Here is an 18,006-nt window from a genome sequence, read left to right as displayed (position 1 = left end):
CAATAGTGTCCTGTCGGCTCCATTCCAATTATTATGTCCTTTAAGCGATGTTTTTTTAGTAGTCCTTCAATCCACTGTTGCAGTTTTTCGAATCCCTATTGCTTAAACTTCATAACAAGAGCGCCTCCTTGATGGTGTTGGGTTTCGATCCCGTGGACAAACCCATCATACCGAGGCGCTCCTTTTTTGACAAAGCCCATTTCTTAGGCTATACAGGAATGTTTAGTTGAAAACGTGCCCGTCAACACTCATTCCCTATACAAATATTCCCTCTGGTTCTTTTTCATAAATAATTCCCAATACACATCGGCTATCCGATCCGGATCGTAATACGTCCCCTTTTGGACATGATCAGCGATTAGAACCTGACCAACATAAATTCCGTAAGGAGACAATGTCTCGGCCATTGAAAGAGCAAGCGAGCGGATCCCGGCTTTGCCAATGGATAATGAGGTATAAAGCGGATTTGGAGCCAGCGCAATACCGCCCCCGGTGAAAAAGAGCGTCCCCTGTTTACGTTCAACCATATCCGGAATTACTTGTTGAGCGCTGGTCAACGCACCAACAGTGTTCACCTTAAAATCTTCAATAAGTTGCTTCTCGGTTAACGAAAGAGGATCTCCTGGAACGATGTGTGCCGCATTATATACCAAAACATTGGTAACTCCATATATGCTTCTTATCTGTTTAAAGGCTGTTTTTAATGAATTTGGATCTGATGCATCTGCAGTAATTCCATACGATTCAATATGCACCTGATGAAGATCTTCCAAGCTGCGTTCCAGTGATGGTTTGGTTCTTGATATAAGAACCACGCGGAAGCCATTGCTTCCGAATTTCTTGGCTATACCGGCGCTTACTCCTGGTCCAGAACCGACGATGACTAACAATGGTTTATGGCTCATCCTTATCACGCCTTTCTTTAAAATATTTGTTTATTAGATAATTATGGTATTTCTATATTTCTAACATTACTGAAATAAAGAAGATTCGTCAACAACTACGTCAGTTATGCGGCGTAGTTGTTGACGAATCCTGCCCGTTCGTAACACGGCTGCCAATCCATTCCGGAAGCCGCGTCTTGGTTATTTATTAAGTATAGTACTCGTTAGCTCAACAAGAAACTGTCTTTATTAAGATATTTTTGCAATAGTTTTAGTTTTGAATTACAGCCGGAATGCTCTCGGATAAAAATTCATGTTCAATCGGATTCGAGGAAAGTATATTACTTCCCGTTAGGGAGCTGAACTAATTTGGAATTGAAGTGTGCTTTGAAATAGAATCGATTATTAAATCCCAATCATCACAATGAAGTTCATGCCCAGTACCCTCCAATGTCAGTAAAACCGCACCCGGAATTTCGTTAGCAAGATTTGTTCCATGTTCATAAGGGATAATGGGATCTTCAGTACCGTGTACAATCAGAGTGGGTACATTTATTTCACTCGTCCTAACTAGATAGGATTCTCCACCTGTCAGCAAGGCGTGATTACTCATGCTGGCCATACTGTTACTTCTTGCAAATTCTTTTTGAGCCAAAATGCCAACTTTTTTCTCATTAAAAAGATGCTTTGAACCTACTAGGATTCTTGATCTATCCATAGCAAATTCGGCTACCGATTGTTTGTTAGTCCAATCTATAACTCCCATATTCGAGAAAAAATGCATAATCCTTTCCTCCATCGGGGGGAGATGCGGAGCAAAATTGGACGTTGCTAGGAGGGTAATGGTTAGAACTCTCTCCGGATGCCGCAGAGCTATCATTTGAGTCAACATACCGCCCATGGACATGCCTACGATATTCGCTTGCTCAATCTTATAAGCATCCAATACTCTAACGGCATCATCTGCCATGTCTTCGAAAGTATAACCCGGTTGACCAGGTTCGTAAGTTGTTGAACGTCCAACATCGCGGTTATCATAACGAATGACAAAACGCCCTGCATCTGCTAAACGCTGGCAGAATTCTTCTTCCCACCAAATCATTGAGGATTGGGCACCCATAATCAGCAAAATAGCCGGGTTAACTGGTTTTCCGAAACTGTCTGTACATAGTTTAATTCCATCTACTTTTATTAATCGTTCGTTCATATGAATTCCTCCAATGTTTATATACAAAATAAAAAAACACAGGCTATTGGCCTGTGCATACAGTAATCGAAAAAGAATTTGAGAATGAACGCAATAAGATGACTACCTTATGATAGACTCGCAGTCCAGTCACTGGATAGATCACAAAAGGGTTCAATACATATTCCTCAAATCCAGTCTATGCGACATGAGGATAGAGTTCCCCCCTGTCCCCAATCGCATACAACTTAACTAGGTTACAGTGAAGGTAAACCATTCTTCGATTACTATGCACACAAAATAGCCTTAAACCACTATTGAATTTATTGTGCAAAGAATATCGAAGAATTAGTTTAACACACGTAACCCCTCCGTTCGTATCAGTTAAATTAATGCTAACATAGGATGTTTTTCCATGTCAACACTTGGAGATTTTCTTCAAGCTAACTCCAATATTAGTCATGTCTAACAATTGGGGTGCAGTTCATCTGACCGGCTGCCTTCCTATCGTTTTGAAGCTGAAGTACCCGTTAACTTAATAAAAGCAGCCTCGTCACGTCCTGGTTCTGCCCCAAAAAGGCCGATGAAATTCACCGGCCTTTTTTTTAACGAACGACGAACCGCGGGGCTCGGTATTAGTCTTCGATTGCCTGATAGACCGTGGTCCAGAAGTCGTGGATAAGCCGCGATGAATCTGGGGTTGACATCCCGACCTGGGTGAGCAGGATTCCGGTGAGCTGGTTGTCCGGGTCGGCGTAGGTCGAGGTGCCGCTTCCGCCGTCCCAGCCGAATTGGCCTATGGACGCGTAGTCACCACGGTAGGTGCGCACCGCCATTCCGAATCCCCAGCCGCCGTGCTGCCCTTGACCGAATGACACATGGACGTTGTTGCTGGCCATGGCGTTTCGGGCGGCTTGCTGCTCGGGCGTGAGGCGGTTGGTGGTCATCAGCTGGACGGCGGGCCGGGACAGGATCCGTTCAGTCCCGTGCATCCCGTGATTCAGCAGCATCTGGAAGTAGGCGTGGTAGTCGTCGACGGTGGAGGAAAGTCCGCCTCCGCCGCCCTGAAACGCCGGAGTCTGGCTGTGGCGTCCCCCTTTGGCCTCGTCCCACACGATGAACTCTCCGGTCTGCGGGTTGGGGGCGTAGAGGGGCGGCAGCCGATCGATCTTGTCGGAGGGCACGTGGAAACCTGTGTCCTTCATGCCCAGAGGGTCGAAGATGCGTTCGCGCAGGAATGTACCAAACGACTGGCCCGTGATTCTGGCGACGAGCACGCCGAGTAGATCGTTGCTTATGTGGTACTGCCAGCGCTCTCCGGGCTGGTACATCAGCGGAAGTGTGCCAAGGCGGCGCATCCACACATCCGGCTCAGGCATCGGCTCGGGTAGATCGGGTGTAAGCCCCTGCTCGAAGATCGCGTTCATGATCGGAGTGCCCAGCGACGTCATATCCATGCCGAGCCCGAACGTGGAGGTCAACAGGTCCCGTACAGTGATCGGCCGCTGCGCCGGCACGGTGTCGTCCAGCGGGCCGTCGGCCCGTTTCAGCACCCGCCGATCGGCGAGTTCGGGCAGCCACGGCTCTACCAGGTCGTCGAGCCGCAGCCTGCACTCGTCGAGCAGGATCATCACCGGCGCGACCGCGACCGGCTTGGAAGTGGACGCCATCCGGAAGATCGTGTCCCGGCGCATCGGCGCACCACCGTCATGGCGCATCGTACCGATCGCTTCGACGTGCGTCTCACCGTACCGGCTGACCAGGGCCACGAGCCCAGGAATCTTCCCGGACTCGACATGCCGTGCCAGCACGTCGCGCATTCTGTGCAGCCCTGTTTTGGAGAAGCCGCTGTTGCTTTGTCCCATGGTATCCTTTTTCATTTGGCTTCCCTCCTTATCGAACCGTAACCTTGGACAAATCGGCACCCATGCCTTTGAGCAGCACATAGGTCAGTTTATCCATCGTTGCGCCGTCAAAGCAGATGGTTTTGATCATACGATAGTACTTATTAGTGAGAGTAAACCCAGGCTGGAAAGAAACATTTTGAAATGTAGCCCCCCTGAATGAGACTTTGGTTAAGGCCGCTTTGTCAAACTTTACGCCGATAAACGTCTGTCCGTCAAAACATTGCCCGGTCAGATCGGTGTATTTGAAGTCAACTCCATCAAATAAACAACCTTCAAAAATCGTTTTTCTAAGATCGGTCAGCGTTAACGTCACGTCGGTTAGTCTTACGCCTGTGAATTTGGCTCCGTCAAGCCCCGACTTGCTGAAATTGGTTCGTACAAGGATCGTCTTATTGAAGCTTGCATTTGTCAGGTCAAGGGCGTATAGGCTGCAGTCCGTCAGATTCGCGCCGTCAAAATTGGCTTCGCGCACGTCACTGGCCTTAAACGAACTGCCGGTCAAATCTGCGCCCGAAAAGTTGGAACCGTGCAGCGCGCTGCCTTTAAACTGTCCTTTATGGGCCGTAACGCCTGCAAAGTCGCTTTCCGACAGGTTGCTTCCATTAAAGTTTGTCAGTACTTGCCGTTCCAGCGAGCGGGAGAGGTTGGCGACCTCCAGAATCGTTTGCTCGATGTCGCCGATACTCTCAATGGTCATCTTAAACGCTGTTTCATCGTCCTTGCCCTCCGCTCTGAGTTCACGGTATCGTTCTTGCAAATCGGTAAGCAGGTCGGCCTTTAATTCGGAGACGCTTATTACCCCATCGTATGGCGTAAAAACGCTGTTCAGATAATCCGTCAATTTGGGATTCATCATATCAAATCTCTCCTTATACTAAGTTTTCTAACACGCGTTTTGCATACTCCCAATTGCTTTTGTTGCGGTCGTAAGTGTTCTTGCCCTTTTCGGTAATCCTAAAATATTTGCGCCGTCCGCCCTGTGATTCATCGCCCCAATACCACTCGATGTCGCCGTCTGCTTCAAGCCGCCGGAAGCTGGAGTACATCGTGGCTTCCTTTAGTTCATACTCGCCGTCCGAACGCTCGGCAATCAGCTTGATAATCTCGTAACCGTAACGATCAGCTTCGGACAAGAGCCGTAAAATCATCGTATCCGTATGTCCGCGCAGCAGGTCGGATGTGATCTTGTTCTCGCTCATACAATCTCCTCCATAACTGTATGATAAGACACATTACTGTGTCTGTCATGGTACTGTTTTTATTATATTACGCTATCTAAAATAATTTGTGCATCCATAATAAAAAAACCGCGCAGAGCGCAGTTCCTAGGGAGTATATTTATGCCAACGTCATAAATCAACTTTCCTGCTCTTTATTTTAGCCGCGGGCGATCACTCCGCGCCTTCAGATTAAGCCACGTGGTCTACCACCAGGCGCAACTCGGGGTATATCTGCGGCTTATGTCGAATATCCGTGTAGTCCGCAAATACAACAACGAAGTGTTTTTAAGTTTCAACTATCCTGCCAGTTACTTCAATTAGAAAGAGGAGCTGCGTTGCTGCAAGCTCCTCACTTCAATGGCCAATCAGTATTTTATTGTATTGGAATTAGGGTGTTCCAGAATGGTCAAATGGGATAGCTCCTACTTAATAGAGCTATAATTTGTTACCGAGCAACTCCATTTCAATCTTTACCGTTTTAAGTAAATGATCATGATAACGGCACCATTTTCTCACTCTTCCCAATCTTCTGACACCGATCCATAATGCCCAGAGGTCAATCTCCAACTGGTCATCATGCGAGAGTTCTCTGACTTCGTTATATCCCATTGCCAAGGAACGAAAGCCTTGACGATTTGGATCATATTGACCATCATGCAGCTTGAAATGCCCTAAATCATACAGCGGACTGCTTCCTTGAATCTCGCCAAAGTCAATGATCCCCGTGAATGCACCATTATGAGAGAAAATATGGGAATCGTCAAAATCGCCGTGGGCTAAACAGGGTTCGTGTCTTCCCATTAAAGCAGTTCCCGTATTTAATAGGCTCTTGATTTGGGAGATCTCCATCTGATTAAACCCGTTCTGGGATAATACAACCAAATATTTGTCAAGAAATTCATAGAGATAATCATGCAGCGAAATTTTCTCTCCTCGCAGAGGTACTCCACTTTCATCATTATCTCTTTTAACCCAACTAAACCCGTCCACTCTCACCTGATTGATAACCGCAATTTGTTTTCCTGCCTGCATTAGTATGTTGTCATACATGTCTTTTGAGCCACAATTTATAACATTGGCTCCGTGTATTTCTTCGACAATCATGAAAGACATTCCCAAGATTCGAGGATGGGAGGCAAAGAAAGTCACCTTGGGAACTAGGACGCCTCTTTCGCGCAACAAAGAATGGACTTGTACTTCCGCCGCAAAACTCCAATCTTCTTCTGGGAGAATTCGGAGATACAAGGTATCATCTTCGAATTGTAGACGATAAACATAGGTAGAACCGCCACTTAATTCTCTTTCTATCGTTTTCACTGTCTTATTGAGGCTTTCGTTTGCAATTTGTTCGACCAGATCAATAGGAGGTGCATCATTTTTTTTCAATAACATGTATCCTTCCTAAATTTGGAGTTACAGTTATCATACATAAACGGCTACAAAAAGGCCTTAGATAGTTTGTCTATAACGAAACTTTATTTCCAAAATCTAAAAAGGTAATTTCATGCTCATTTGTGTGGAAATCTCGATACTCTTTACCCATACGCTTGGTCTGGTCACAAATTTTATTTCGCTTATAGTTGGGATTAAATTGTCTGTTTGGATATCTTCTCGAAATATTCTACGACGACCTCACGGAACTCCAGAGCAGCCCGTGAAATGTACCGACTCTTATGCCATAATAAAGCTATCTCCCGTACCAGTTCGTCATTATCTACTTGGAGATATTTGATATGTTCGCGTGAATACCTTGCCGTACTTGGAATGAAGGCTATACCGATTTCCGCTTCCACAAGAGAGCTTATCCTTGCAGGTTCATCCCCCTCATACACATATTTAGGCTCAAATCCAACCGTTTTGCATACCGAGTCGACTAAATCTCGAGTACCATAGCCTCTCTTTACTCCGACAAACCATTCATCGCTTAGTTCTGTCAAGGATACGCTGCTTCGGTCTGCCAGCCGATGCCCCTTTGGCACTGCTACAAGGATTGGGTCGATAAACACGATATGACATTCAATGTCATCTCCTTCTATAGGAGGTGAGGACAAGCAGAAATCAACCTCTCCTCTATGAAGATGCATAACCATTTCCTGCGTGGTCAGCATTTGTACATGAAATTGGATATAAGGCTGCTTTTTCCGAAACTCTCGAAGGATATTGGGTAACATGCTTGCGGTATTCACCGCCAGTTCAAGTTTGCCATGCTCGGGGCTGGATAAATCACTAAGCTCCTGCTTCCCCTGTTCCAACTCAAATAAAGCCCTTTCTGCACGGCGAAGGAATCTACTTCCGAACTCATTCAACCGTAGCTTCCGCCCTATTCGATCGAATAAAGGAACCCCTAGATCCTCCTCCAAGCGTTGAATCGTTTTGCTTAGTGACGATTGAGTAACGTGCAAACTTCGTGCAGCTTCGGTCACATGTTCCAATCTAGCTACCGTAAGAAAATATTGCAGTTGAAGAAGTTCCATATCGCACCCTCCACTCATTCCTTCGAATCAATGGAATTATAACATGAAATGCATTGGAATAAATAATCGGTTTCAAGTACGATGAAATCAAGACAAATTAGTGGGGGGGCTAAATATGAATGCTCGCAGTAGGTGGCTGATGATTTCCGTTGGACTGGGGATACTCTTGAACCCATTAAATTCTTCGATGATTTCTATAGCAATTGCAAGGCTTCAAAATGTATACCAACTTGACTTTACAGGTGTTTCTTGGATTATTTTTTCTTTCTACATTGCGAGTGCTATCGCTCAACCAGTCATGGGAAGGGCCAGCGATTTATTCGGTCGCCGAAAGATATTTATTACCGGGCTTGTTGTAGCCTTCATTTCATCATTATTCGCTCCACTATCACCAAACTTTGGGTGGCTCATCGTGTTCCGCATTGTGCAATCGATCGGAACAAGCATGATTGTTGCGGTCGGAATGGCTATTGTGCGAATCTATATTACGGAGAAACAAGCGACTGCACTGTCTGTTTTGTCCATATTCCTTTCCGGAGCAGCAGCAATTGGCCCCTTCGTTGGCGGGGTGTTGATTCAATGGTGGGATTGGCCTGCTATCTTTTTCGTCAATATTCCATTCGTGGTTGCGAGCTTTTTTTTAGCTTGGAGGACTATTCCTAAAGACGAATCGCCATCATCCGTTGCATCCAACATGTCCTTTCGTAAATGGTATGAGATGATTGATGCTTCAGGGATCTTACTCTTCACAGTGGGTCTGGTTGCCCTGCTCGTTGGGTTAATGTCAGAAACATCATCTGGACATGCCTCATTAGGATATGTCATTGTCGGGCTAATAGGCCTCGTTACACTGGGTGCTTTCGTACGACATGAGCTAAAAGTGACGTCACCCTTTATACCTTTGCGAACATTCGCCAAATATCCTGCAATGACTTGGGTCAATGTCCAGTTCATGCTCGTTAACATACTTTTTTACTCGCTCTTTTTCGGGCTTCCGTCCTACTTGCAAATGGTGCGACATGTCAGCGAATTCCATACAGGGATTCTAATGCTAAGTTTAGGCTTATGCTCACTAGTTACTTCTCCACTGGCAGGACGATGGATCGATAAATCCGGTCCTCGACCAGCATTGCTCGTGTCCGGAATGCTGATGACATCTGGTTCAGTGTGGATCGTGACGTTGAATCAGATGTCACCGGTTATAAGTGTGTGTTTGGCGTTAGCAGCATTTGGTATTAGTAACGGGTTGAACAATGTCGGAATGCAAGCTGCCTTGTTCAAAAGCTCGCCAAAAGAAATAATCGGTGTAGCATCTGGATTATTTAATACATCAAGATACATGGGAACCATTCTCTCTTCATTGTTGCTAGGCATCGTAATGGGAGGTAAGTTCAGCTTTGGGGGATTTCGATTGCTGGGGATTATCCTCACGGTAATTGCATTATCTTTGGTTTTCATGAGTCTGCGGCACAAGGAGTCAGGGCAATTGCAAGAGTCGTAGGCTCGCCAAGCTTGATAATCAGGGTTCTGAACTAACACCCTTGCAGTTTGAGAAAATCTAAATTACTGCTCAGAATACAAAAGACTCATAACCCTATCCATTTTAAGTGGAGCTAAATAGATATGGCTGTGTCAGCAAATGCACAGTTCTAAGTGTTATACCTTGAGCTAGGCGCCTTAACAATAGGCTCAAGTGTTCAAAGAACAAAAAGATCGAGTTTAGTGGCAAGTATAAGCCTAAAATCGGTCTTTTTGCTTCGTTAAGGAGAAAGAAGGCCAACTCTCAGTTGTGAAAAACTACGGAGGGTTGGCCCACTACACAATTTTATATTGTGACTACAATTACTATGTTGGTGATAACTTATGAGGCACAGCCATGGTTCAAAATATTGTTCTACTGGGTTTACTTTAATGCTTCTTCCACGGAAATCATTTTACCCATTCTCGACGATACGGCAGCAGCATGCACTAAGCTTTGCGACTTCAAATAGTCTCTTCCGCTTGGTCTTGGCTCACGCTTTTCCTTCAAAGCAGCCAGAAATTCATCGAGCGACAACATGTTTCCTACCCCGTTGAAGGTGTACACTTCTTCGTCGATTCCTTCCTTCATAAGCTGTACTCTGTTGCTCGTTATCGTTATCGCACCTTCCGCTCCTTCGAAACGCCAATCGCCATACCATTCGGTCATTTTTCCCTTGGCCATCATGTTGCCGTGATAATCCACAACCGTCCCCCCGTCAAGCTCCATCCATGCGCTAAGGTGAATCGTCGTCTCCTCTGTCCAGCTTCCGGGTGGTTTGCTGTTCATAGCGAACACTTTCACTGGTTCCTGACCGGTAAAATAACGGATCATATCGAAATGATGAATCGTGACATCTTCCAGCAGTCCGTTTGCCAGCCGACCGAAATAAGGAACGGGTACAACATGATAGCGGTCGAATTCGATGTGTACCGATGATAAGTGTCCGATGACGCCGCTGTCTAGTAGTTCCTTCGCCTTCAGTACTGGGGCGAAGAAACGGTAATTCTCGGAAATCATGAACGGGACGTTTTTCAATTCGGCCTGACCGACAATATATTGCGCATCCGTAATATCGTTCGAAATCGGCTTCTCGCAGAGCACAGGCAGGCCATGTGCGAATGCGATCTCGTTAATCGCTGTGTGAATGTGAGGTGGTGTAACGTTAATAACGAAATCAGGGCGCTCGTTGATGATCGCATCTTCCAACGATGAATAAAACGGGGTCTCCGGATCGATCGTTTCCCGAAGCTGAACGTTTGCTTCAACAACGCATAACGCCTGCACACCAGCATGACGTCTCAGCCTCTTATACCAACCTGAACCGAAGTTTCCTAAACCGACTAGAACCGCCTTCATTTTGCTCACCTCTCTTCGCTTCTTTATAGTTGATTTTTGTTTCGGGACGGTCCGGCGTGACACCATACTACGACAATAGGATCTTCTACGCTTGAAATAAGATGATGGTCCTCACCCGGCTCTATAATGACCACATCCCCCGTCCTTACTGGGTAAAAGTGCTCTTTGTTGATTTCAACCTCACCTTTGCCCTGCAGGATGAGGAATGCTTCGCAATCTTCGTGTACATGATAGTCGATGCCTCCCGGACCGTCGTTCGTATGAGCGCGCGCGCCCTGCTTCTCGAAGGCAAGTCCGCCGTAAGAGATGTAATCCCCCGGCATAATGTCTTTCAAAATATGTCCTTCCGTAACATCGGCTAACTGTTGTAAACGATAAGTTCTCATTTAAAACCACTCCTTCTTTCATTTTTTATGTAAACTAAACGGGCGCGAAGCTGACAAAAAAGCATACGCCAGAATAAGTTACTTCTTGAATAATTCGTTTTTTTTCATAGGGCTGATCCGTCTTTTTGTCTCTGTGCCAACTGTTCACGAGCTCCTCTTGGATGCTTGACAAACAGGTTTTTAAATGTAAAAATTCAATAGTCCTTTATGAAAAATCGATATACTGTAACTGGAGTGAAGCATATGGATATCTCATCTATGCATTACGGGAAGCACTGTGTTCCCGAATGGAAATGGAATGTTCCTGTCGGTTGTCATCCAGGGTTTACCTTGTGGAGCGTTTGGGGTGGAAACGGTCAAATTAGGCTAGGCAATAATTGCTACAAATTAAGTGTTGGTGATGTTTTCCTTATCGATTATAAGAAGGCGGTTAATGCCCATCAAAATGATCACGCCAGTCTCGATGTTCGTTATATAGATTTTTCTTTGCGTAATCCGGATATCTTGTGTGGCTTGCCAGAGCATCGCCATTTTGATCAATATCATTTTGTATTAGAGCTTTTCAATCGCTTTTGTTTAGCCGAAGAAAGAAATAACTTGTCACAAATGGAAATATGGCTGCAAGCGCTTATTATGGAATTTCAAAATAAACCGCGAACAGCCACTGGGGCGTATTCAATAAAAATGGATGAACTATGCCGCATGTTTCAACAACATCCCCAGAAGCAATATGATATAAGCGAAATCGCCCACAATTTTTCTTTAACGACTGATCATTTTATACGCATCTTTAAACAGGAACGCGGCGTTACACCCTACGCTTATCTGCAGCGTTGCAGACTGGAAACTGCCAAAACACTGTTGCGTATGTCTACCCTCAGTATCACGGACATTGCGAGCGCTTGCGGTTTTTCTGATATATATAATTTTTCTCGCTTTTTTCAATCAAAAACAGGCTTGTCTCCAAGAAAATTCCGTATTTAGATCATAATATCTTTGGGACGTTTCATCGATTGCAAGCCGTAATGGCATTTTTGGAGTCCCTTATGACTTGTTGTCGATAAAATCTGTTTTTTAATAAAGCAACTCCTTTTAATAATTATTGATGATTTAAAAATGCATTTTCGATAAATTAATCATATTCTTGACAAATTGGATTGTAAATGTAAAAATACGATAATTATTTATGAAAAATCGATAAAATCCCGCAAATAGAACGAAGGGCTACCATGCGGTAGCCCCTTGATATTGCATTGTTCCCCGTTCGTTCAATACGCTCGATTGTCGTTTAATCTTGAGTGTCTTCGTCACTATTGTATTCTAGAATATCTCCGGGCTGACATTCTAAAGCCTTACAAATTGCCTCTAAAGTCGAAAGCCTGATTGCTTTTGCCTTTCCATTTTTCAATATAGAAAGGTTAGCCATTGTTATTCCAACCCTCTCCGAGAGTTCTGTTACGCTCATTTTCCTTTTTGCCAGCATCACATCAATATTGATTATAATGGCCATTGCTATCACCTCAGACAGTTAAGTCATTTTCCGATTTTATATCTATCGCTTCTTGTAAAAGTCTTTGAAGAACAGCAGCGAATACTGCGATTACCATTGAAGCAAAGATAGGGACCATTCCGATTATTATGAGACCTGGGGCATCGTCTTTCTCTGCTACTAGGTAGATAAATGGCATCATTACCACATACAAGCTACTGATTGTGATCGCAAAATATTTTATATTCTTTAAAGCTTCAACAGAAATTTGTGAGAAAGCTTTGTTCTTGTCAATATAACTTAAAAGTCTAAAAGCCTTATACAATGCAATGTAAAACGGTATCGCTGATACATACACACCTACAATAATGGGATATAGTATATGGGCATAATCTGGATTTACTGGATTATTAACTAACCAAGGCAACCCCAATATACACAAAGCAAGAACTGGAGTTCCAATAAGAATAACAGCTATCTTTAAAAAGAGTGTTGAACCTTGTTTCATAAAGAGCACCTCACTTATTTATTGTCAATTTGATTATAATATTTAATTTATCGTTTTACAATAAATAATTATTGAATTTTATTTTATTATTATTGCTATATAAATATCCTTTTGATTTAAAATAAAGTTAAATAGGCATTCCTCATTACAAAGAAATGCTTTATAACTTATAAATTCAATTTATAACTTGTTCCACTAACCTTAATTTCATCTATCAGACATAACAAAAAAGAAGCTGTATCAATGAACACAGCTTCTTCATTCTTGCGTCTTATTCGAAAGGAGAAATTAAACATATTGCAGGCAATACTTCATTCAATTTTCAATTCCATTTAGGATTTTTTTTAATTACGAACATTATCCGGTAAACAGGTTTATTTCTAGCTTCTCTTTTTACGCAATAAAGAATATTATTGCCCAAATTACACCAATGTATACATAGATCGAAGACCACCACTTAAACATTCAACTATAGTTCCCCTTTTAGCATATTAACCGGAACCTTATATCCGTTGTGTAGACCATCTAGTGGCAGCCTCTGTCCGTGCTGTTTGCACCGCAATGCGGTCCTTTAACCAAGCCTTATGTTTACAAACGATATAAAACCAAAAAGCGAATGCTCACAAATTCGGGAACCATTCGCTGCTTGAATTATTCAACGTCGACGGCGGATTCAGTAAAGTATGGCATATGGACTGATGCTATTGATATACGAGCGATGGTGAAGACTCGGATAGTTGTGAAGACCCATAGAGCGGTAAAATTATTTCTACAATCGTCCCCGAACCACTGCTATCTATTTTCATCGTGCCTCCATGAGCCTCTACGATTCGATGAGAGATCATGAGGCCTAGCCCCGTACCCTTTTCTTTTGTTGTAAAAAATGGCTCTCCTACCTTCTCTATGATCTCAGACGCAATTCCGTGCCCCTCATCCTTGATCTGTATGCATAAAGCGGTTGAACTCGCCAAAGCAACATCTACATAAACATTCCCCTCCTGAGGCATTGCCTCGATGGCATTTTTCAAGAGATTCACAAAGAGCTGCTTCAATTGATTCTCTTCGCAAAGTATAGGGGGAAGTGCAGTCTCAAATTGTGTTACGATGTGCACCCCAGTAAGAATCGCTTGTGTCTCCAAAATGGACACAACGCTGGTGATGATTTGCGCTATATCTTTGAGACTGAAGTGGGTAAGATGCGGCTTTGCAAGTGACATGAACTCTGTAACGATAAAGTTAATCCGATCTAATTCGCTTTCCATAACTTCAATATAAGGAAATTGCTCTTGATATCTGGTCTTCAAGAGCTGTGTGAATCCCTTTAGGCAGGTTAGGGGATTCCTGATTTCGTGAGCGACTCCGGCTGCAAGCTGGCCAATAACAGACAGCTTTTCTGATCTTCTCAACAGCTCCTCCGCGCTCTTTCTTTCACTGATATCCCTTATGGAACCTATCAGACGAACCCTCAGCTCTTCCATATCACGTATCACTTGCCCATTGCACTCAACCCATAAATAATTGCCATCGGGCTGCTTTATTCGGTATTCTAACCGAACGGGCTGCTCCATCTGGGTTTGGTCAAATAACGCCGCTTGTACAGCCGCCCTATCTTCCATGTGAACGAAGGAGAGCAAATCCGCCTCCGTCACCGGTGGACATTGAAAAAACTCATTTGCCCGCTCGGACCATAAAAACCGTTTTTCCTCGACAGACCATTCAAAGATTGCATCCATGGCAGCTTTTGAAACGGTTTCTAACAAATGATTCGTTTTTCGAAGCTGAGCAAGAAGGTCTTCTTTTTCCCATGCGGTTGCCAATCTGTGTAATGAATAGGTTATCGTATCGCTTTTGAAATAGGACCAGCTTTCATCGACCGGATGGAGCATAGCCATGACTCCCCAATCCCGTTCATTGGGAATTATCGGATGAATGGATATGATATTTGTGGGGTCGGCGAGTAATTCCTCAGGTATACAATGAATCGGAGGGAATTCCATAGGAGAGCATTGTATTTCACCTGTTGGAGCAGTCAACTCGTCCTTAGCATAATAGTGTTTGACATACATTCTCTCCCGCGCTGAAGATTCATTGAACCATTGGCCGTAGCACCCCCATATGCATTGCAAAGAGTGCATCCATGACAAGTTGTTTAGCTTCTTAGCATCCCGATAAGATAAGTAATGGATGGTCCGATTGGCCGACATACTTTGATTTAATAACTGGTAGGGGTGGAATAGCTTTCCTTGATCCCCATCCCAGCTCTCCGGCTCATAGTGGCAACCGCATGATCCTCTAGCTATAAGGGTCATATTCATTTGGACACGATCCGTTTGCAGTCGCCCCGTTGCCATCTCCTTTTCCAGAACGTCAATGGACCGTCTAGCCGCTTCCGCAAGCGGAGGCTTGATTGTAGAAACGGCCGGCTTCGTATGCATCGATAAGGGATTATTATCATATCCCATGACCGCTAGATCCTCAGGTATTCGATATCCATCCTTTTGGAGCCGATCGATGAGGGCTATAGCCGTTATATCGTTACTAGAAACGACAGCCGTACAGTCGAGTTCTCCGCTCACAATGAGATCGGCCACTAGATGCCCTCCTGCTTGAGCGTCGGTTCCAATTTGAACCAGCAAGTTAGGGTCCATTTTTATCCCGAATCGATCGAAAGCGTTTGCATACCCAAAATATCTGGAATTTGTTGCCCGGTTCATCATATTTCCGACAAATGCGATCCGACGGTGTCCGTGTTGAAAGAGATGTTCTACAGCCATCTCCATCCCTTTCTCATTAGCAAAATGGATGCTAGGATAATGCAAGGAGTCGTGGTTGATCCCTATAATCGGTCGCTTTAGACGTTTAAGTTCATTTACAATACATTCGTTCAAGGGGTAATCGACAACAATCCACGCCGCCGCATGAACGGTAGCTAGCGGGATAGAGTAATCATTGTTCGTTTTGGGAGTTTTAATTACGATGAGTCTATATCCACGTTCTATGGTTATTCGATTTAATTCGTATAATAAGCCTCCGTAAAAGCTTCCATCCAAATAAGGTGTGATCACACCGATAAAACGGCTTAAGCTCATATTGCATTTTCTCCTTCTAGATAAATTACGCTTTTCCTTACACTGTCCATCCCGATCCTTATCCCTCTATGCCCTTTGTATGAATGCTCATCACCTACATCTGGGTACCGTTGTCAAGATAATTTCTATAAAGGGAGCTGCTAAGGTACCTGCGGAATCATACGTCTCAAGACGAAATTTTGTTTATTTGTTTTATTTCAAAAGACTATTTATTTATTCAGTACAGCCTTGCGGCAAGGTCACTACGTGTTCTTCGCAGGTTTCCCCAGTTGCTGCCGCAGCCATATAATTTTTCATGAGCACTAAAGGTAAGCTTTCGCCTGCCATCTCTCGGGACAGCTGCCCTATTATGACTCCTCTCTGAAGTATACACACAATAAAAGCGCCCCAGTAAAGGACGCTTACTTTCTCAACTGTGCTACTATCGCTTTGCCTTATTAAACTCGTGATACAGCTTCTTAAGTGCCCTCTTCTCGATTCGAGACACAGGCCATTTTCGAACAAGTATTCTTTGCTACTTTTCGAAAGTAGCCTGTACATTGGTTTTTTCCAGGGATAAGCGAAATACGTTCAAGAGTTTAAACATATCTCTTATCAGCCCCATAAATCTGTTTTCCCATATCATTCGATAGCTTCAATAAGTCGCTTTCCAAATGCTCTGAATCAGTGATCAAAAGAATTGAAATTAAGTCTTCCTTTTTAAGTGATGATGCCAAATATAATTTATTTTCCAAAAGTCTAGTTCCTATATAAACCCTATTATCCATATAAACTCATTTCCCTTTTTCGGTGTATTTATTTCACGATCCTGTTCTTCCATATATATCCCCCTCACCTGTCAAAAATTTAAAGGATATGAGAACATCTCAAAAAATAATTCACATAATAATCTTCATTATTTAATTCTAAAAAATTTGAAAGAGCTTGAACATAGGAAGTTTTGTCGATTACTTGGGTGGTTTTGTCTTACTTGATCGTTTTTTGACTAATCGATCTATGAAATAAGCCACTCCTTTTAAAGGAGCAGCTTATTTCATAGTGTACTATAACTTTTATTAGTGTTTTAAATTGTTCCTATCCCATGCTCTCAATTCAATATATCGCAATTTAGAGAAGACAAAACGCCTGAAGTCATAAGTCTTCAGGCCTCCAACAAGAATCTCAAGGGTGGTTCACAACGATTTTTGTATCAATAATAAGTAAAATTAGCCTTTATCGAGGCGGAGATTTTCAACTCACCCGGCTGAATTGGCGTTGCTACACTCGGGCTATACGATGTAGCAGAGTATAGAATCGGTTCTTGTGTACGCAATATTTCTTGAACAAGGCAAGGAGCCGGATGAAGCGTCACGCCTAATGTTTTGGCTATGGTAGTTGCCTTGAATAGGCCATTTTTTATAGCAATTGATAATGCGTTCATATAAGCAATTTCCGGGTGCGCCAATGTAAATTGAATGTTCGACACAGTGTTGGCACCTTCCTTGACGGCCGTATCCACAATAAGTCCAGTCAGATCGATTTCGTCAATTGTTAGTTGAAGCAAATGGGTTACTTTATATCCCCGAAAAATTTGATGGCCATCTTCATAGTTATATTGGATGTCGATGCTGTATTGCGTGGTTTGAATGTTCTCCTTCGGAATGGATAGGTTTAACAATGCATCGATGATATTACTAAGAGTATTTGCATTTTCTTTCTGAGCTACTGTCAGGCTTATATTCTCAGTGATCACGCCGAGAACGATAATGGCTTTGTTAGGAGTTGCCGAAACAGTTCCTTCCCCCGTGACTTCTATCATATTACGACATTTGGGAAATGTGGGTGATGCGATCGGAGGATATGAAGACCATGGTTGATAGTACATTTGCCGTCCCCCATTCATACGTTACTTAAACTAATGTATTTATTAACCTCGTCCATGATTCCTATCTTCGGAAAGAACTAAGCTTCGAGAGATCAAAGGCTGGAGATCGATCCCACATAAA

At 43.6% G+C, this 18,006-nt stretch carries 16 protein-coding genes; 2 read left to right on the top strand and 14 right to left on the bottom strand.

Annotated elements, in window-relative coordinates; translation table 11 throughout:
- Positions 1-248: 248 nt before the first annotated feature.
- The 7 genes from BP97_RS0120605 to BP97_RS0120575 all read right to left on the bottom strand — a co-directional run bounded on the left by BP97_RS0120605 (position 249) and on the right by BP97_RS0120575 (position 7,671).
- Positions 249-905, bottom strand: a complete 657-nt coding sequence (locus BP97_RS0120605) for an SDR family NAD(P)-dependent oxidoreductase (protein WP_028550797.1) — start codon at positions 903-905, stop codon at positions 249-251.
- Positions 906-1,248: 343 nt separating this feature from the next.
- Positions 1,249-2,091, bottom strand: a complete 843-nt coding sequence (locus BP97_RS0120600) for an alpha/beta fold macrolide esterase (protein WP_028550796.1) — start codon at positions 2,089-2,091, stop codon at positions 1,249-1,251.
- A gap of 614 nt (positions 2,092-2,705) precedes the next feature.
- Positions 2,706-3,935 carry a serine hydrolase domain-containing protein gene (locus tag BP97_RS0120595; protein WP_028550795.1) on the bottom strand — a complete coding sequence of 410 codons (1,230 nt, stop codon included), beginning with the start codon at positions 3,933-3,935 and terminating at the stop codon, positions 2,706-2,708.
- Between the two features lie 28 nt (positions 3,936-3,963).
- Complete coding sequence (locus BP97_RS0120590; RefSeq protein ID WP_028550794.1) at positions 3,964-4,830, bottom strand: pentapeptide repeat-containing protein; 867 nt, start codon at positions 4,828-4,830, stop codon at positions 3,964-3,966.
- 16 nt (positions 4,831-4,846) lie between these two features.
- The gene (locus BP97_RS0120585; RefSeq protein ID WP_028550793.1) at positions 4,847-5,176 is read right to left on the bottom strand and encodes a PadR family transcriptional regulator; all 330 of its coding nucleotides are present in this window, start codon (positions 5,174-5,176) and stop codon (positions 4,847-4,849) included.
- A 456-nt stretch (positions 5,177-5,632) separates the two neighbouring features.
- On the bottom strand, positions 5,633-6,589 hold the full coding sequence (locus BP97_RS0120580; RefSeq protein WP_028550792.1) for a phosphotransferase family protein: 957 nt from the start codon (positions 6,587-6,589) through the stop codon (positions 5,633-5,635).
- Between the two features lie 194 nt (positions 6,590-6,783).
- Positions 6,784-7,671, bottom strand: a complete 888-nt coding sequence (locus BP97_RS0120575) for a LysR family transcriptional regulator (protein ID WP_028550791.1) — start codon at positions 7,669-7,671, stop codon at positions 6,784-6,786.
- 115 nt (positions 7,672-7,786) lie between these two features.
- Here BP97_RS0120575 and BP97_RS0120570 point away from each other — a divergent pair, with 115 nt between their 5' ends.
- Positions 7,787-9,172 (top strand): MFS transporter, encoded by a 1,386-nt coding sequence (locus tag BP97_RS0120570; RefSeq protein ID WP_028550790.1) that lies wholly within the window; start codon positions 7,787-7,789, stop codon positions 9,170-9,172.
- 402 nt (positions 9,173-9,574) lie between these two features.
- On the opposite strand, the gene BP97_RS37015 is transcribed toward BP97_RS0120570, so the two are convergent.
- Both BP97_RS37015 and BP97_RS0120560 read right to left on the bottom strand, forming a co-directional pair.
- Positions 9,575-10,549, bottom strand: coding sequence for a Gfo/Idh/MocA family protein (locus BP97_RS37015; RefSeq protein ID WP_051620830.1), 975 nt, complete (start codon positions 10,547-10,549; stop codon positions 9,575-9,577).
- Positions 10,550-10,572: 23 nt separating this feature from the next.
- The gene (locus BP97_RS0120560; protein ID WP_028550789.1) at positions 10,573-10,935 is read right to left on the bottom strand and encodes a cupin domain-containing protein; all 363 of its coding nucleotides are present in this window, start codon (positions 10,933-10,935) and stop codon (positions 10,573-10,575) included.
- A gap of 243 nt (positions 10,936-11,178) precedes the next feature.
- Between BP97_RS0120560 and BP97_RS0120555 the strand changes: the two genes are divergently transcribed.
- Positions 11,179-11,919: a helix-turn-helix transcriptional regulator gene (locus BP97_RS0120555; protein ID WP_028550788.1), complete on the top strand. Its 741-nt coding sequence runs from the start codon at positions 11,179-11,181 to the stop codon at positions 11,917-11,919.
- 304 nt (positions 11,920-12,223) lie between these two features.
- On the opposite strand, the gene BP97_RS0120550 is transcribed toward BP97_RS0120555, so the two are convergent.
- The 5 genes from BP97_RS0120550 to BP97_RS0120525 form a co-directional block, all read right to left on the bottom strand.
- Positions 12,224-12,445, bottom strand: a complete 222-nt coding sequence (locus tag BP97_RS0120550) for a helix-turn-helix domain-containing protein (RefSeq protein ID WP_028550787.1) — start codon at positions 12,443-12,445, stop codon at positions 12,224-12,226.
- 10 nt (positions 12,446-12,455) lie between these two features.
- Complete coding sequence (locus tag BP97_RS0120545) at positions 12,456-12,932, bottom strand: DUF2975 domain-containing protein (RefSeq protein WP_028550786.1); 477 nt, start codon at positions 12,930-12,932, stop codon at positions 12,456-12,458.
- Between the two features lie 701 nt (positions 12,933-13,633).
- The gene (locus BP97_RS39010) at positions 13,634-16,021 is read right to left on the bottom strand and encodes a substrate-binding domain-containing protein (RefSeq protein ID WP_051620828.1); all 2,388 of its coding nucleotides are present in this window, start codon (positions 16,019-16,021) and stop codon (positions 13,634-13,636) included.
- A 213-nt stretch (positions 16,022-16,234) separates the two neighbouring features.
- Positions 16,235-16,396: a hypothetical protein gene (locus BP97_RS40265; RefSeq protein WP_156043265.1), complete on the bottom strand. Its 162-nt coding sequence runs from the start codon at positions 16,394-16,396 to the stop codon at positions 16,235-16,237.
- Positions 16,397-17,210: 814 nt separating this feature from the next.
- Entirely contained in the window at positions 17,211-17,885 is a 675-nt protein-coding gene (locus BP97_RS0120525) for an SIMPL domain-containing protein (protein ID WP_028550783.1), read from the bottom strand.
- Positions 17,886-18,006 lie beyond the last annotated feature (121 nt).

Source organism: Paenibacillus sp. UNC451MF (genome assembly GCF_000686845.1).
In the GTDB taxonomy this organism is placed as follows: Bacteria; Bacillota; Bacilli; order Paenibacillales; family NBRC-103111; genus Paenibacillus_S.
Note: the sequence above shows the minus strand (reverse complement) of the source record. Positions and strands in the feature narration are given on the sequence as shown.

Coding starts and splice junctions, on each gene's coding strand:
- BP97_RS0120550 (WP_028550787.1), bottom strand. CDS start 12,445: ATGGCCATTATAATCAATATTGATGTGATGCTGGCAAAAAGGAAAATG.
- BP97_RS0120580 (WP_028550792.1), bottom strand. CDS start 6,589: ATGTTATTGAAAAAAAATGATGCACCTCCTATTGATCTGGTCGAACAA.
- BP97_RS0120555 (WP_028550788.1), top strand. CDS start 11,179: ATGGATATCTCATCTATGCATTACGGGAAGCACTGTGTTCCCGAATGG.
- BP97_RS39010 (WP_051620828.1), bottom strand. CDS start 16,021: ATGAGCTTAAGCCGTTTTATCGGTGTGATCACACCTTATTTGGATGGA.
- BP97_RS0120585 (WP_028550793.1), bottom strand. CDS start 5,176: ATGAGCGAGAACAAGATCACATCCGACCTGCTGCGCGGACATACGGAT.
- BP97_RS0120545 (WP_028550786.1), bottom strand. CDS start 12,932: ATGAAACAAGGTTCAACACTCTTTTTAAAGATAGCTGTTATTCTTATT.
- BP97_RS0120560 (WP_028550789.1), bottom strand. CDS start 10,935: ATGAGAACTTATCGTTTACAACAGTTAGCCGATGTTACGGAAGGACAT.
- BP97_RS0120570 (WP_028550790.1), top strand. CDS start 7,787: ATGAATGCTCGCAGTAGGTGGCTGATGATTTCCGTTGGACTGGGGATA.
- BP97_RS0120590 (WP_028550794.1), bottom strand. CDS start 4,830: ATGAATCCCAAATTGACGGATTATCTGAACAGCGTTTTTACGCCATAC.
- BP97_RS37015 (WP_051620830.1), bottom strand. CDS start 10,549: ATGAAGGCGGTTCTAGTCGGTTTAGGAAACTTCGGTTCAGGTTGGTAT.
- BP97_RS0120605 (WP_028550797.1), bottom strand. CDS start 905: ATGAGCCATAAACCATTGTTAGTCATCGTCGGTTCTGGACCAGGAGTA.
- BP97_RS0120525 (WP_028550783.1), bottom strand. CDS start 17,885: ATGTACTATCAACCATGGTCTTCATATCCTCCGATCGCATCACCCACA.
- BP97_RS0120575 (WP_028550791.1), bottom strand. CDS start 7,671: ATGGAACTTCTTCAACTGCAATATTTTCTTACGGTAGCTAGATTGGAA.
- BP97_RS0120600 (WP_028550796.1), bottom strand. CDS start 2,091: ATGAACGAACGATTAATAAAAGTAGATGGAATTAAACTATGTACAGAC.
- BP97_RS0120595 (WP_028550795.1), bottom strand. CDS start 3,935: ATGGGACAAAGCAACAGCGGCTTCTCCAAAACAGGGCTGCACAGAATG.